The organism is Streptomyces sp. SS7 (assembly GCF_037993025.1).
In the GTDB taxonomy this organism is placed as follows: Bacteria; Actinomycetota; Actinomycetes; order Streptomycetales; family Streptomycetaceae; genus Streptomyces.
Window position 1 is genome coordinate 8,203,857 of the sequence record NZ_CP141223.1, and the last position, 15,017, is coordinate 8,218,873.

The 15,017-nt window shown below is 73.5% G+C and carries 9 protein-coding genes and 1 pseudogene; 7 read left to right on the forward strand and 3 right to left on the reverse strand.

Annotated elements, in window-relative coordinates; genetic code table 11:
* Positions 1-18: 18 nt before the first annotated feature.
* The gene (locus U5640_RS37735) at positions 19-873 is read right to left on the reverse strand and encodes a putative hydro-lyase (RefSeq protein ID WP_340383306.1); all 855 of its coding nucleotides are present in this window, start codon (positions 871-873) and stop codon (positions 19-21) included.
* Entirely contained in the window at positions 870-2,171 is a 1,302-nt protein-coding gene (locus U5640_RS37740) for an MFS transporter (RefSeq protein WP_340383308.1), read from the reverse strand. Before U5640_RS37740 ends, U5640_RS37735 begins: the two co-directional genes overlap by 4 nt.
* Positions 2,172-2,314: 143 nt before the next feature.
* On the opposite strand from U5640_RS37740, the gene U5640_RS37745 reads away from it, so the two are divergent.
* The 4 genes from U5640_RS37745 (at position 2,315) to U5640_RS37760 (ending at position 10,326) form a co-directional block, all read left to right on the forward strand.
* On the forward strand, positions 2,315-3,028 hold the full coding sequence (locus tag U5640_RS37745) for a GntR family transcriptional regulator (RefSeq protein ID WP_340383310.1): 714 nt from the start codon (positions 2,315-2,317) through the stop codon (positions 3,026-3,028).
* Between the two features lie 94 nt (positions 3,029-3,122).
* On the forward strand, positions 3,123-4,649 hold the full coding sequence (locus U5640_RS37750) for a hypothetical protein (RefSeq protein WP_340383312.1): 1,527 nt from the start codon (positions 3,123-3,125) through the stop codon (positions 4,647-4,649).
* A gap of 76 nt (positions 4,650-4,725) precedes the next feature.
* The gene (locus U5640_RS37755; RefSeq protein ID WP_340383314.1) at positions 4,726-5,604 is read left to right on the forward strand and encodes a hypothetical protein; all 879 of its coding nucleotides are present in this window, start codon (positions 4,726-4,728) and stop codon (positions 5,602-5,604) included.
* Between the two features lie 81 nt (positions 5,605-5,685).
* Positions 5,686-10,326 carry a hypothetical protein gene (locus tag U5640_RS37760; protein WP_340383316.1) on the forward strand — a complete coding sequence of 1,547 codons (4,641 nt, stop codon included), beginning with the start codon at positions 5,686-5,688 and terminating at the stop codon, positions 10,324-10,326.
* 56 nt (positions 10,327-10,382) lie between these two features.
* Here U5640_RS37760 and U5640_RS37765 read toward each other — a convergent pair whose 3' ends face one another.
* Positions 10,383-10,841 carry a hypothetical protein gene (locus U5640_RS37765; protein ID WP_340385565.1) on the reverse strand — a complete coding sequence of 153 codons (459 nt, stop codon included), beginning with the start codon at positions 10,839-10,841 and terminating at the stop codon, positions 10,383-10,385.
* Positions 10,842-11,261: 420 nt separating this feature from the next.
* Between U5640_RS37765 and U5640_RS37770 the strand changes: the two are divergent.
* The 3 genes and pseudogenes from U5640_RS37770 (at position 11,262) to U5640_RS37780 (ending at position 15,017) form a co-directional block, all read left to right on the forward strand.
* Positions 11,262-14,184, forward strand: a pseudogene (locus tag U5640_RS37770) (nitrate- and nitrite sensing domain-containing protein).
* Positions 14,181-14,612, forward strand: coding sequence for a roadblock/LC7 domain-containing protein (locus U5640_RS37775; RefSeq protein WP_340383318.1), 432 nt, complete (start codon positions 14,181-14,183; stop codon positions 14,610-14,612). Before U5640_RS37770 ends, U5640_RS37775 begins: the two are co-directional and overlap by 4 nt.
* A 9-nt stretch (positions 14,613-14,621) precedes the next feature.
* Positions 14,622-15,017, forward strand: coding sequence for a DUF742 domain-containing protein (locus U5640_RS37780; protein WP_340383320.1), 396 nt, complete (start codon positions 14,622-14,624; stop codon positions 15,015-15,017).

Consider the following 15,017-nt stretch of genomic DNA (forward strand, 5'->3'; position numbering starts at 1 on the left):
GTCCGGCCGTGTCCCGTCTCAGGCCACGCGGTACTGCTCGTCGCGCGTGTCGGTCAGGAACATCTGGCCCGGCGCGTGGGTGAGGGCGAACGGCGGGCGCGAGGCCATCACCGCGGCCTGCGGGGTGACCCCGCACGCCCAGAACACCGGGATGTCGTCCGGTTCGGCGGCCACCGCATCGCCGAAGTCGGGCCGGCCGAGGTCGTCGATGCCCAGCCCCGCGGGATCGCCGCAGTGTACGGGGCTGCCGTGCACCGCCGGGAGCAGACTGCTCTCCCGGATGGCGGTGGCCAGGTGCCGGGGCGGCACCGGGCGCATCGACACCACCATCGGGCCGTGCAGTCGGCCCGCCGGACGGCACTGACGGTTCGTCACATACATCGGGACGTTGCGCCCCTGTTCGACGTGGCGGATCGGGACGCCCGCCCCGGACAGCGCCCACTCGAAGGTGAAACTGCACCCGATCAGGAACGACACCAGGTCCTCGCGCCAGTACGCGCGCACGTCCGTCGGCTCGTCCACCAGCTCTCCGTGCTCCCACACCCGGTAGCGCGGCAGATCGGTCCGCAGATCGGCGCCCTCGGCCAGGACCGTCGTCCTGGAACCGGCGTCGGTGACGTCGAGGACCGGGCACGGCTTCGGGTTGCGCTGGCAGAACAGCAGCATGTCGTACGCCCAGTCCGCGGGCACCGAGATCAGGTTGACCTGGGTGTGGCCCGCGGCGACCCCGGCCGTGGGGCCGGCGAGGCCCTCCCGGAAGCGGGCCCGGGCGCTCTCGGGGCTCCACGCGTGCGCGTGCCGGTCCACGAGGGTCAGCGGGGTGTCGCCCGCGGCGGCCGAGGGGCGGTCCTCGGTGAGGATCGGACGGTTCACTCCAGTTCCTTTCCACGCGTCTCCGGCAGCCCCAGCAGCGCCAGGGCGGCGATCCCGTAGCCGATCGCGCCGAAGACCAGCGCGCCGCCCACACCCCAGCTGTCGGCCAGATAGCCGACCGTGGTGGGGAAGACGGCGCCCACGGCGCGCCCGGTGTTGTACGTGAAGCCCTGTCCGGTGCCGCGCACGGCCGTCGGGTACAGCTCGCTCAGGTAGGACCCGAAGCCGCTGAAGATCGCCGACATGCAGAACCCGAGCGGGAAGCCGAGGACCAGGAGCAGGGTGTTGGCGCCGTCGGGGATGTGGGCGTACACCAGGATGCACAGGGCCGACAGCAGGGCGAACAGCCAGATGTTGCGGCGCCGGCCGAGCCGGTCGGTGAGATGGCCGCCGGTCAGGTAGCCGAGGAAGGCGCCGGAGATCAGGAAGCTCAGATAGCCGCCCGTGCCCACCACCGACAGTCCCCGCTCCGACTTCAGGTACGTCGGCACCCAGGTCGCCAGCGTGTAGTAGCCGCCCTGGACGCCGGTGGACAGCAGCCCGGCGAAGAGCGTGGTCCGCAGCAGACGGCCCTTGAAGATGGCCGGGAACGATCCCTTCACCGCGCTTCGCTCGCGCGCGGCGGCCGCCTCCGGCGCGTCCTTCACCCGGCGCCGCACCCACACCACGAGCAGCGCGGGCAGCGCGCCGGTCCAGAACATCACGCGCCAGGCCACGTCGTCGTCGAAGAACGAGAAGACGAGCGTGTACACGAGCGCCGCGAGGCCCCAGCCGACGGCCCAGGAGCTCTGGACCGCGCCGAGGGTACGGCCCCGGTGCCGGGCGCTCGCGTACTCGGCGACCAGGATCGCCCCGACCGCCCACTCGCCGCCGAAGCCGAGTCCCTGGAGCGCCCGGAAGACGAGCAGCGTCTCGTAGTTCGGCGCGAAGCCGCAGGCGACTGTGAACACGGCGTAGGTGATCACCGTGATCATCAGTGCCCTGACCCGGCCGATCCGGTCGGCCACGATGCCCGCGGCGGCGCCGCCGATCGCCGACACGACCAGGGTGACGGTGGTGAACAGGCCGGTCTGGCCGTTGTCCAGGCCGAAGTACGCCGTGAGGGCGACCATGCTCAGCGGCAGCGTGAAGTAGTCGTAGGAGTCCAGGGCATAGCCGCCGAACGCGCCGGCGAAGGCCCGGCGGCCACGCGGGCCGAGGGCTCGCAGCCAGGCGAACGCCCCGTCGTCGGGGGCCTGTGCGGCGGTGGCGGGGCGTTGGTCGTGGCTCGGGGCCCGGGGTGGAGGGGTCGTGCTCATGAGGCACCTCGCTAAGCGATGACGAAGGGTGCGGGGGGGGAGTGAGCCGTGCCGTTGTCGTGGACAGGAAGGTAGAGGATCGTTGAACGATCCTTCAATACCCCTGTTGTTTCGTTCTCGTGTTCTGCGGTTGAATTCCGGGCATGGCAGAGCAGCTGGCGGGACTGGCCGACGACCGCGCCCTCCTGGGGCGCACCAGCACGGCCGAACGGGTTTCGGACATCCTCAGGAGCCGTATCGCGGAGGGCTTCTTCCCGCCGGGCACCCGGCTGTCGGAGGACAGCATCGGCGGCGCGCTCGGGGTCTCCCGCAACACGCTCCGCGAGGCGTTCCGGCTGCTCACGCACGAACGGCTGCTCGTCCACGAGCTGAACCGGGGCGTGTTCGTCCGGGTCCTGACCGTCGAGGACGTCGAGGACATCTACCGCACGCGCGGGCTCGTCGAGTGCGCCGTCGTACGGGGCCTGGGCGAGCCGCCGTACGCCCTGGACGGACTGCGCGCGGCCGTCACCGAAGGGCAGGTGGCCTCTCTCGAGAATGACTGGAAAGTGGTGGGTACCGCCAACATCCACTTCCACCGCGAACTGGTCGCCCTGGCCGGCAGCGCCCGCACCGACGAGCTGATGCGGAGCGTCTTCGCGGAGCTGCGCCTCGCCTTCCACCTGGTCGACGACCCGCGCCGCCTCCACGAGCCCTACCTCACCCGAAACCGCCAGATCCTGCAGGCGCTGGAGGCCGGCGACCGGATCGGGGCGGAGCGGCTGCTCGAGGGGTACCTGCGGGACTCCCTGGCCCGGGTCGTCGAGGTGTACCGGCGCCGTGTGGGTGAAGCCGCCGCGGGCGGGGACGGCGCCTGAGACCGCCCCGCGGGCCTCTGACGGCGGCTCCCGCCCGCGGTCGCATCTGCGGTCGTTTGGGTCGTTGTCAGACCGAGGACCTACTCTGTGCACCGTGACTTCGCCTGCATCGACGGACCGTGTTCCGCCCCAGCCCGGCGCGGCGCCGCGCCCGGCTCCGGGCCCGGCCGCCGACGAGGGCCTGGCGCGGCGGCTGCGCGCGCTCGCCTGCACCGCGCCCCTCCACGACCTCGACGCGCGCAAGGGCAACCTCGCCGGTGAGTACTCGGTCTACGGCATGGCGGAGATCGCCCTCGCCGCCATCGACCTCGTCACCCTGAACATGGACTTCGACACCGGCGCCGACCACGACCAGATCGTGGCCCGCCTCGTCCCGCGCATCGCCGCACAGGCCCCCGGCCGGCCCGTCGCCGAGCACGAGCGCGTGGCCCGCTGGGTCCTGGAGAACCTGATCAACGTCGGCAGCGTCGACCGCGGCTTCCGCGCCGTGTACGGCACCTTCGCGGCGGACGGCACCTATGTGCGCCGCGACTACGACTTCAAGCTGCTCGAAGAGGTCCCCGGCTACGGCGGCACGGTCTACCTGCGGACCACGGACGAAGCGGTCAACGTCCTCGTCGGAGCCCTCGACACCGACGTCACCAGCGCCCAGATCGCGGCCGAGGTCAAGCTGGAGGTCCTCATCCGCCGCGGCCGCCTCGCCGACGCCCAGCTCGCCGCCGAGCAGGCCCGCTACCGCACCGTGCAGTACTCCGAGACCCTCCGCAGGGCTTTGGAGGCCACCCGGCGCAACGTCCGCGCGGTAGACTGGCTCAACGCCGTCCCCGACATGATCGCCGAGGCCCTCGACCACGTGGCCGACCGCTACCGCCACGAGAACGCGATCCTCACCAACATCCGCAAGGCCCGCGACGAGATCGAGGACGCCGAGAACAAGCGGCGCGCCGCCGAACTCGTCGACATCGTCAAGGACTGCATCCGCCGCCACACCCAGCTCCAGTCCCGCCTCCTGGAGGCCGGCCCGCTCTTCCGCGCCGAACAGGACCGGCAGGCCTTCGCCGCGCCCATGACGTCGTCGGGGATCGACCTCTACGGCCATCTCGTCACCCCCGTGCTCCCGCTTCCGCTGGAACAGGCGGCCCGGGTCACCGGCGCGTTCTTCGCGCGCGGGACGGGATTCAGGACCCCGGCGACCGTCCGGCTGGGCGACCTCGTCGACCTGCTGCTGACCCCACCGGTGGAGCGCGAGCACCTCGGCGCGGAGATGCCGGAACCCGACCTCATCGCGACCCCGGACGACAGCCGCTTCAGCGAGGAACAGTTGGCCGCCGCGACGGAGCTGCTCGACCTGCCGGCGGACGCGCCCCGCAGACTTTCCGGGCTGCTGGCCGAGGCCCGGCGGACCGATCCCGACCTGCCCTACCTGGTGGCGCTGCTGGCCGTGCACGCGGCGAGTCCCGCCGTCGGCACCGCCTACCGGCAGGGCGAGGAGAAGCTGCTGTTCGCCGTGGACGACGGGACGGAGCTGGACGACCCCGAGTTCGGCGGCGCCGACCTCATCGTCGGCACCGCCCTGCTGGACGCCGCCGGGATGGCGGCCGACCGCACGGAGGCGGCGTGAGCCGCCCCGGACTCCCCACGCGGCGAGACCCGCGTCACCACGTGAACCACCCCGAGAACACCGAGGAGCCGAACCCGTGAGCGAGCACGTCGAGTGGAGTGAGCCGGACGCCGGACCCGCCCCGGTGTCCGCGCCCCTCACCCCCGCCGACGCCGCCGACGCGGCGCGGCTCGTCGCCTTCGGCCTGCAGCCCAGACTGCAGCCCGCGCGCGACCAGGAGTACGCCGACCTGCTGCGCCGCCACCGCGAGGACCCGGCGTTCGCCCGGCTCGCCGACGCCGTCGCCGCCGGACTGGGACTGATCGTGCTGGAGGTGTCCCCCCGCGCGGGCATGGCCGTGACCGCCGCCGAGGACTCGGTGTTCGCCGTCCGGATGGGGGACTACGCGCGTCGCACGTCCGCCGACGGCGGCGACCGCTTCCTGCACGGACTGGCCCATCTCGCCGTCGCCGCGCTGGCGTTCCCCCGCCCCGAGGACCTCGCCGACGACGGCTACATCGGATGGGTCAGCGTCAACGGCGTCGACTCCTTCGTCCGCCAGGCCTGCCGTCGGCTGGAGGAGCGCGCCGAGGAACAGGGCGAGAACACCGACCCGGCCACCGACGCCCCCGGCCTGGAGGCCGCCTGGCGGATCTGGGCCAGACGCAGCGCCACCGGAGCCACCAAGGACGCCCGCAGACTCGCCGGGTCGACCACCGGGATCGTCGGCAAGGCCGTCGCCTTCCTCACCGACTCCGGCTTCCTCCAGCGCACCGGCGACGACAACGGCGGGACGTACCGCACCACGGCCCGCTACCAACTCCAGGTCCGCGACATGGCGGGCAGCGCGGCCCTGGCCGAGCTGCTGGAACTGGGCGTCGTCCCGGTCACCGACGGCACGGCGACCCTGCTGCCCCCCGACGAGACGGACGACCTGGAGCTGGTGGCCGACGCCGGACTGCCGTTCCACTCCTGACGGCCGCCCGCCCGGCGGCCGTCCGCCACACCCGCAGCCCCCGAACCCCCCTGAACTGACGAAGACTTACGAGAGTCCGCCATGTACGAGCTGTCCCGGGTCCGCCTCTACTCCATCGGGCCCGCCGGTGCGCGCTATGCCGACACCGTGCTTGACCTGCGGGGCGTCGGTGACGTCGTGCCCGACCCCGCCCCCACGCAGGCGGAGTTCTTCGAGGAGGAGCCCGTCGGCCCGCCGCGCCGGCCCGCGCCCGCCGGCGTGCTCTTCCTGGAGAACGGCGGCGGCAAGTCCGTCCTGCTCAAGCTGATCTTCTCGGTGATGCTGCCGGGCCACCGCAACACCCTCGGCGGCGCCAGCTCCGGCGTGCTGCGCAAGTTCCTGCTCGCCGACGACTGCGGGCACGTGGCCCTCGAGTGGCAGCACGTCCTCACCGGCGAGTGCGTCGTCGTCGGCAAGGCGAGCGAGTGGCGGGGCCGGCAGGTCTCCAGCGACCCGCGGAAGTTCGCCGAGGCCTGGTACTCCTTCCGGCCCGGCCCCGGGCTCAGCCTGGACAACCTCCCCGTCGCCGAATCCACCGCCGTACGCCCGCCCGTCGAGGGCGCCTCCGGGGCCCAGGGGCGACGGCGCACCATGAAGGGGTTCCGGGACGCCCTCACCGAGTCGGGCAAGGCGTACCCGCACCTGGAGGTCCACTGGGAGGAGATCCACGACCGGTGGGTCGACCACCTCACCGAACTCGGCCTCGACCCCGAACTCTTCCGCTACCAGCGGGAGATGAACGCCGACGAGGGCGAGGCCGCCGGCCTCTTCGCGGTCAAGAAGGACGCCGACTTCACCGATCTGCTGCTGCGCGCGGTCACGGACACCCGCGACACCGACGGACTCGCCGACCTCGTCAGCGGCTTCGGCAACAAGCTCGGCCGACGCGCCGAGCTGATCGCCGAACGTGACTTCACCGCAGGCTCGGTGGATCTGCTCGGCCGGATCGTGGAGGCCGCGGAAGGCCGCTCACGCGCGCGTGACATCCACACGGGCGCCGAGCGCCGTACCCGCACCCTGGCGCGCCGGCTGTCCGCGCGCGGCGTACAGGAGCGGCTGCGCGCCGCCGACCTCGCCCAGCGCGTCACGGCCGCCGCCTACACCGTCACCCACTCCGAGGGGGGCCGCGAGCGCAGCGCGCTGATCGCAGCCGAGCTCGCCTTCCGGCACGCCTCGCTGGCCCTCGCCGCCGCCGAGAAGTCCGCCGCCGCCCAGAAGCGCGAACTCGCCGACGCGCGCACCCTGCACTCCGCCTGGCAGGCCGCCGAGGCCGTCCTGCGCCACCGGGCCGCCGCGGACCGCGTCGCTCGCGTGTCCGCCGCGATCCAGGAGGCCGAGCGCGACGCCGCCCCGGCCCTCGCCGCCCGCGCCAGGGCCGCCGTCGACCTCGTCCGCGCCCTGCACACGGCCGCCGAGAGCGCGGAAGCCCTCGCCAACGAGGGGGAGGAACGCTCGGCCGCCCTCCAGGAGGTCGGCGAGACCGCCCACCGGGACGCCACCTCCGCCGCGACCGAGGCGCAGCGCGCCCGCAGCGAGATCGGGCATCTGCGCCAGCGACTGGCCGAGGTGGAGCAGGAGACAGCCGAGGCCGTCCGCGCAGGCTGGCTGGACGACAGCGCGCCCGACGCCGACCCCGCCCGCGCGGCCCTCGCCGCCAGCGACGCCGAGAAGACCGCCGTGGCCGCCTGGGACACGGTCCGGGAGGCCTCCCGGCGGGCCGGAGAGCACGCCCGCGAGGCCGCCTCCGCCGAGTCCCGTGCCGAGCTCACCGCGGCCCGTGCGGCCGACGCGGCCGCGGCCGCCCAGCGCACCTACGAGGCCGAACGCCGGCTCGCCGAGACCCTGGCCGCCGAGGCACGGCTCGCCGAACTGCTCGGCCTGACCGGCGGCACCGTCCGCGGCCCCATTCCCCAGCCGCGGCAGGACACGGACGAGGACGCGGCCCCGGCCGACGGCGCCCCCCTCACCCCCGAGGACCTCGACCGCTGTGCCGACGACCTGCGCGCCCTGCTCGACGACGCCGTCTCCTCCGCCGAACGCCAGCTCTTCGACCTGCGCACCGCAGCGGCCGACGACGCGCGCATCCTCGGCGCGCTCGGTGACGGCGGGCTGCTGCCGCCGGGCCCCGATGTGCTGGCCACCGTCGAGTTCCTCGGCGAGCACGGCATCCCGGCGCTGCCCGGCTGGCGCTACCTCGCCCAGGCTGTCGACCCCGCCGACCACGCGCGTGTGCTCGCCGCCCGCCCCGAACTCGTCGACGGTGTGATCATCACCGACCCCGCCTCGCACGCCCGCGCGCGGGACGCCCTCGGCGACGCCGCACTGCTGCCGCGCTCCGCCGTGGCGGTCGGCACGGCCGCCGCGCTGCTCGCACCGACCCCGGCCGCCGACACGCACAGCGGTGACGTCTTCCTCGTCCCGCCGAACCCGGCCATGCACGACGAGCACGCCGCCGACGAGGAACGCCAGGCGCTGCGCGCGCGGGCCACCGAGCGGGACGAGGACATCCGCCGGCTCGCCGCACGACTCGGCAAGGACCGGGAACTGTCGGCCCGCCTCGCCTCCTGGCGCACCGGCTGCCCCGCGGGACGGCTCGCCGAACTCGACCGGGCCGCCGCCGATGCGCGCGCCTTCGCCGAGGAGTCCGAGGCCGAACTCGCCGAGGCCCGCGCCGTGCGCGCCGAGGCGGAGGAGGCCGCGGCCGAGGCCGCCCAGGTCCGCGACGAGAAGCAGGAGGCCGCCCAGAAGGCCCGGCGCGCCGCCGACGCCCTCGCCGGGCTCGCCTTCCGGCTGCGCGAGCGCGCCGGCTGGCAGGTCAAGCTGCGTGAACTCGCCGACGAGGCCACCGAGTCGGAGGCGCGGGCCCAGGCCTGTCTGGAACGCGCCCGTGCCGCCGACGAGGACCGCCGCGCCGCACAGCGCGCCGCCGACGACGCCCGCCGCACCGCGCGTGCGCTGCGCGCCGAGCGCGCCGAGATCGCCGGCGCCCCCGACGACGTACCGCAGGACGACGCCGACGCGCCCGCGTCCTCCCTGCCGGCCCTGCGCGAGGCCTACCGGGCCGCCTCCCAGGTCTACGAGAAGGTGGGCGTCGGCGCCGACCTGCGGGCCGAACAGGCGCGCGCGGAGAGCGACGAGAGCGCCGCCCGCGCCGAACTGGACCGGCTGAGCAACAAGGTCCGCACCCGTGCCGAGCAGCTCCTGCAGTCGCCCGACGGTTCCGACGGGCCGTCCCGGCAGGCCGCCGCCGCCCGCGCCGAGGAGCTGGTCCAGCTCCTGGAGACCCGGATGTCCACCGCCAGCGAGCAGCTCGGGCGGCTGCGCGGCGAGGCCGAACGGCACGCTCCCGAGGACGGCGAGGCCCACACCGAGCTGTCCGAGGAGCTCCAGCCGCGCGACGCCGAGCACGCCCAGGCCCTGCTGCGCACCGCGACGGCCGAACTCGCGTCCCGGGTCGAGGCGTTGGAGCAGGCCCGCGCGGCGCACGCCGAACTGCTCGACGCGCACCGGGCCGCCGAGGACGCGGCCGGCGGCTTCGACGAGATCGCCGCGATGCTCCGCGACCTGATGCGTGAGCAGACCCGTGAGCACGCCGAGGAGGAGCAGGAGGCCCCGGAGCCCTATCCGGGGACGCTGGAGGAGGCCCGCCAGTCGGCCGCCGAGACGCGCCGCTCGCTGCGCGGCTGCGCCGCCGACCTCTCCGCCGCCGAGTCCGCCGTGCGCGAGGCAAGTGACGTGCTCGTCCGGCACGCCAACTCCACGCGCTACGAGCAGGTCCGTACGCCCGCCCGGCAGCAGATCCGCGAGCTGCCCGCCTCCGCGCTGCCGGAGCACGCGCAGCGCTGGGCCGACGCCTTCGCCCCCCGGCTCCGGGTGCTCACCGACGAGTTGCAGCAGCTGGAACGCAACCGGGACTCGATCGTGGACCGGCTGCGCGGACTCGTCGAGTCGGCTCTTGCCACGCTGCGCTCGGCCCAGCGGCTGTCGCGCCTGCCCGAGGGGCTGGGGGAGTGGTCCGGCCAGGAGTTCCTGCGCATCCGTTTCGAGGAGCCCGACCAGGCCTCGCTCACCGAGCGGCTCGGCGAGGTCATCGACGACGCCACCCGGGCGGCCGTCAAGAAGAACTCCGACCTGCGGCGTGACGGCATGTCACTGCTGCTGCGCGGGGTGGGCGCCGCACTCCAGCCCAAGGGCGTCGCCGTCGAGATCCTCAAGCCGGACGCCGTGCTGCGCGCCGAGCGGGTTCCCGTCGGGCAGATGGGAGACGTGTTCTCGGGCGGCCAGCTGCTCACCGCCGCCATCGCCCTGTACTGCACGATGGCGGCCCTGCGCTCCAACGACCGGGGCCGGGACAAGCACCGGCACGCCGGCACACTGTTCCTCGACAACCCCATCGGCCGGGCCAACGCGACCTACTTGCTGGAACTCCAGCGGGCCGTGTCGGACGCGCTCGGAGTCCAGCTGCTCTACACCACCGGCCTGTTCGACACGACGGCGCTGGCCGAGTTCCCGCTCGTCATCCGGCTGCGCAACGACGCCGACCTCAGGGCCGGCCTGAAGTACATCAGCGTCGAGGAACACCTGCGCCCGGGCCTGCCCCAGCCGCCCCAGGCGGGTGAGGCCGTGCACAGCGAGATCACCGCGACCCGGATGTACAGGCGCGCGACCACCAGCGCCCCGTAGGGGACGCGGGGCGGTCGGCGCGCAGATGACCGGCCTCAGGGCTCTGGGGACGGATCTCAGGGGTGCGACAGCTGCCCCGCGCCGCCCTGACGGCGTATCCGCTCCTGTGCCCGCTCCGCGGCCCGGGCCTGACGGCGTGCCCGGCGGCGCTCACGGCGCAGCGAGCGGGCCGTGCTGTTCGGCGCCGACACCACGCCGTTGCGCTGGTTCCACACCTGACGGGTCACCCAGACGTCCAGCACGGACCAGGTGGCCACCACGGTGCTGACCACACTGCTGATCACCATCGGGAAGGCCAGCCAGGACTCGGCGAGGGTGCACAGCAATGCCACCATGGCCTGAAGCAGCGTCAGGGAGATGATCAGGACCGCGCGCACGGCCGCGGTCCGTACCGGGTCCGGGAGCCGACGCCGCCGCGCGGGCTCCTCGACCCACAACGGCCGGTAGGACGCCCGCTGTTGTGTCGTGGTCGCCGCATCGCCTTCGGCTGCTCTGCTCCGCTCCGCCGTGCCCATCACCGTGTCACTCCCCACCGCCGGCAGACCGCTCACCTCCGGGTCGAAGACCCGGCTCCCCTGTGGCTGCCCGGCTTGCTCTGTTTTACGCCGACGAGAGACTGCCTGCGGCTCCTGTGGCCGATTTCGCCCCCGATTCCCAATGATGAAGACGCACGAGAGGCCGCGAAGATTCCCCAGTTCCGAAAAATTCTGGCCAAGTCGCAGACGGGGCCGATCGGATCCGGTCTTCTTGTGAAGGCGGGTTTCGGGGTCGCAATCCCCCGTATTGCCCGGACAATTCCCCATGTCCGGGCTCCGGTACGGAAGTTCGGCTTCCGGACCGCTCTTCGAGTTAACCGTGCGTCGGTAGTAGGCTCGCGCCGTTTGTTGACGCACATGCGTACCCCCTGACGGAGGGGGTTCGAGCTGGGGGAGGCCATGCGCTTTCGCGGGAAGTCGATCCGCCGGAAGATCGTGGCGCTGCTTCTCGTGCCGCTGGTGTCCCTGACCGCGATCTGGGGCTTCGCCACGGTACTGACGGGCCGTGAGGCGAGCCGTCTGTTCACCGTGTCGTCCCTCGTGGAGAAGGTCGGCTACCCGATCGAGGACACGGTCCGCGTCGTTCAGCAGGAACGCCGCCAGACCCTCGTCTACCTCGCCGACCCCCGTGCCTCCGACGCGCTCTCCGCGCTCCGCCGCACCAGGACCGCCACCGACGAGGCGCTCGCCGAGATCCGCCGCAACGCCCGGGAACTCGGAGGTCCGTGACGTCCTGGACCCCGACGACTCCGAAGGCCTGACCGCGGTCCTCGACGCCTTCGACGGGCTTGACTCCCTGCGCGGCAGCGTCGAGGAGGGCACCGTCACCCGGGCCCAGGCGCTGGACCTCTACAACCAGCTCATCGACCCCTGCTACGCCCTCCTGGCCAAGCTGGACGTCGTCGACAGCGTGGAGATGGACAAGCAGTACCGCGCGCTCGTCAGCGTCGCCCTCGCCCGCGAGCTGCTCTCCCGCGAGGACGCCCTGCTCGGCTCCGCCCTGGTCGCCGGCCGCCTCACCCGCGACGAGATCCGCGACGTCTCCGACTTCCGCTCCCAGCGCGACGTCGTCTACGACATCAGCCTCGCCCAGCTGCCCACCGCGGAACGCGACCGCTACGAGAGCTTCTGGAAGAACGCCACCACCGCCGCCCTGCGCTCCGCCGAGCAGTCCGTCGTCACCTCCGGCCCCGGCGACCCGCCCAAGGGCGTCAGCGCCAGGAAGTGGGACACCGCCGCCGGAGACGTCCTCAAGGAGCTGGGCACCCTCGACGAACAGGCCAACGACCGCTACCAGGACCGCGTCCGGCCCGTCGCCATCGAGGTCATCGTCAAGGCGGCCTTCGCCGGTGTCTTCGGACTCGTCGCCCTGATCGTCTCCCTCGTGCTGTCCGTGCGCATCGGACGCGGCCTCATCCGCGACCTGCGCCAGCTGCGGGTGGAGGCCCACGAGGCGTCCGGTGTGCGGCTGCCCAGCGTGATGCGCCGCCTCTCCGCGGGCGAACAGGTCGACGTGGAGACCGAGGTGCCGCTGCTGGAGTACGACAAGAACGAGATGGGCGAGGTCGGCCAGGCCCTCAACACCCTGCAGCGCGCGGCGGTCGAGGCCGCCGTGAAACAGGCCGAGCTGCGCGCCGGAGTCTCCGAGGTCTTCGTCAACCTCGCCCGCCGCAGCCAGGTCCTGCTGCACAAGCAGCTCACCCTGCTCGACACCATGGAGCGCCGCACCGAGGACGCCGAGGAACTCGCCGACCTCTTCCGGCTCGACCACCTCACCACCCGCATGCGCCGCCACGCCGAGGGCCTGGTGATCCTCTCCGGCGCGGCCCCCTCCCGGCAGTGGCGCAAGCCCGTCCAGCTCATGGACATCGTGCGTGCCGCCGTCGCCGAGGTCGAGGACTACGAGCGCATCGAGGTCCGCCGGCTGCCGCGCCTCGCCGTCACCGGCCCCGCCGTCGCCGACCTCACCCACCTCGTGGCCGAACTCCTCGAGAACGCCACGGTGTTCGCCCCGCCGCACACCGCCGTCCAGGTCCTGGGCGAGCGGGTCGCCAACGGGTTCACCCTGGAGATCCACGACCGTGGCCTCGGCATGGCACCCGAGGCGCTCCTGGAGGCCAACCTCCGCCTCGCGGAGACCCCGGAGTTCGAGCTGTCCGACACCGACCGCCTCGGACTGTTCGTCGTCAGCCGCCTCGCCCAGCGCCAGAACGTCCGGGTCTCCCTCCAGCCCTCTCCCTACGGCGGTACCACCGCCGTCGTCTTCATCCCCGACACCCTGCTGACCGACGACGTCCCCGACACCAACGGCATCGGCTTCCGCCTCGACCGTCCCCGGGCCCCGAAGGCCGCCGAGTCCGCCGAGACCCACCGGCCCGAGCTCTCCGCGTCCGCGCAGCTCCCCGGCCTGCCCGTGCTGGACGGCCCCGTCGAGCTGGAGGCCCCCGTCGGCCTCGACGCCCTCGGCGGCTTCCCGCCCGCCCTGGCCGACGAGGACGACAGCGGTGTCCTGTTCCGCCCCCGCAGCTCCCTGACCGGCCCCGAGGCCGACCCCGTCGTCACCTCCGTCGACCAGCACCGCAGGCTGACCGAGCCCCGCGAGCCGGACCACGGCACCGACACCCCGGCCGCCCTGCTCCCGCTGCCCGACCGCCGGACGCCCAAGCTGGTCAGCTCGCACGGCCGCCCGGTCGGCGACCCGCGCGCCCCGCACCCGGAGACGGGCCAGGAGTCGGCCCACCGCACCCCGCCCCACCGCGCGGATACCGACGGGCCGGCGCCGCTGCCCTCGCGCCGCCGGGGCAGCGGGGCACAGATCCCGCGGAGCACCGGCGCGACCGAGCCCCCGCCGCTCCGCAACGGACACGGCACCGAAGGAACGTCGCAGCCCCCCGCCCTCCCGCAGCGCACCCGCCAGGCGACGTCCGGCGGCCAGAACGGCCCGGCCGCCCCCGCGCACCAGCTGCCCGACCCGCGCCTGAGTGGCACGGACGGCCCGGTGGAGCGCACGCTGGAAAGCGGTCAGGGCACCGGTCCGCAGGACCGCACCCTCGGCAACCGGCCTCATGACGCCGGCTCCGCACCCACGGCACTGCCCCGCCGGGTACGGCAGGCGAACCTGGCCCCGCAACTCAGGCAGGGACCCGCGCCGCGCACGACGACGAACCGGTCCGACATCGAGGAGCGGGACGCCGACGAAGTACGCAGCCGGATGGCCTCGCTCCAGCGCGGCTGGCAGCGCGGCCGCGCGGAGAACGCCGCGGGCGACGAGACCCACAGCGGCACAGCACCACAACGAACGACAAAGGGGGACGGTCGATGACCGCACCGCAGGCGACCGGCCACATGAGCAACAACGGCGAACTGAACTGGCTCCTCGACGAACTCGTCGACCGGGTAGCCAGCATCCGCAAGGCCGTCGTGCTCTCCGGCGACGGTCTGGCGACCGGCGCGTCCAGGGACCTCACCCGGGAGGACAGCGAGCACCTGGCCGCCGTCGCGTCCGGATTCCACAGCCTCGCCAAGGGCGTGGGCCGCCACTTCGAGGCCGGCGACGTCCGCCAGACCGTCGTCGAGCTCGACGAGGCCTTCCTGTTCGTCACCGCCGCCGGGGACGGCAGCTGCCTCGCCGTCCTCGCGGACGCCGACTCGGACGTGGGCCAGGTGGCGTACGAGATGACCCTGCTCGTCAAGCGGGTCGGCGTCCATCTGGGCACCGCCCCGCGCACCGATCTGTCCTCGGGCGGGTAGTGGGATGGCATGAGCACAGACGGTCAGGGAAGCAGCCACTGGTTCGACGACGAGGCCGGTCCGGTCGTCCGTCCCTATGCCATGACACGGGGCCGCACCACCAGTGCGGTCCAGCACCGTCTCGATCTGATCGCACTGGTCGTCGCCGAGCCGCACGCCGACGAGGCGGAGGCCGACCCCTCGCTGTCCCCGGAACACGTGCACATCGTGGACCTGTGCCGGGGGGCGCCGCAGTCGGTCGCCGAGCTGTCCGCGGAGCTCGACCTGCCCATCGGCGTGGTCCGGGTCCTCGTCGGGGACCTCGTGGACACGGAGTACGTCCATGTGAACCGGCCCGTACCGCCGGCCGAGCTGGTGGACGTGAGTATTCTGCGTGACGTGATCAACGGCCTCCGAGCGCTGTGA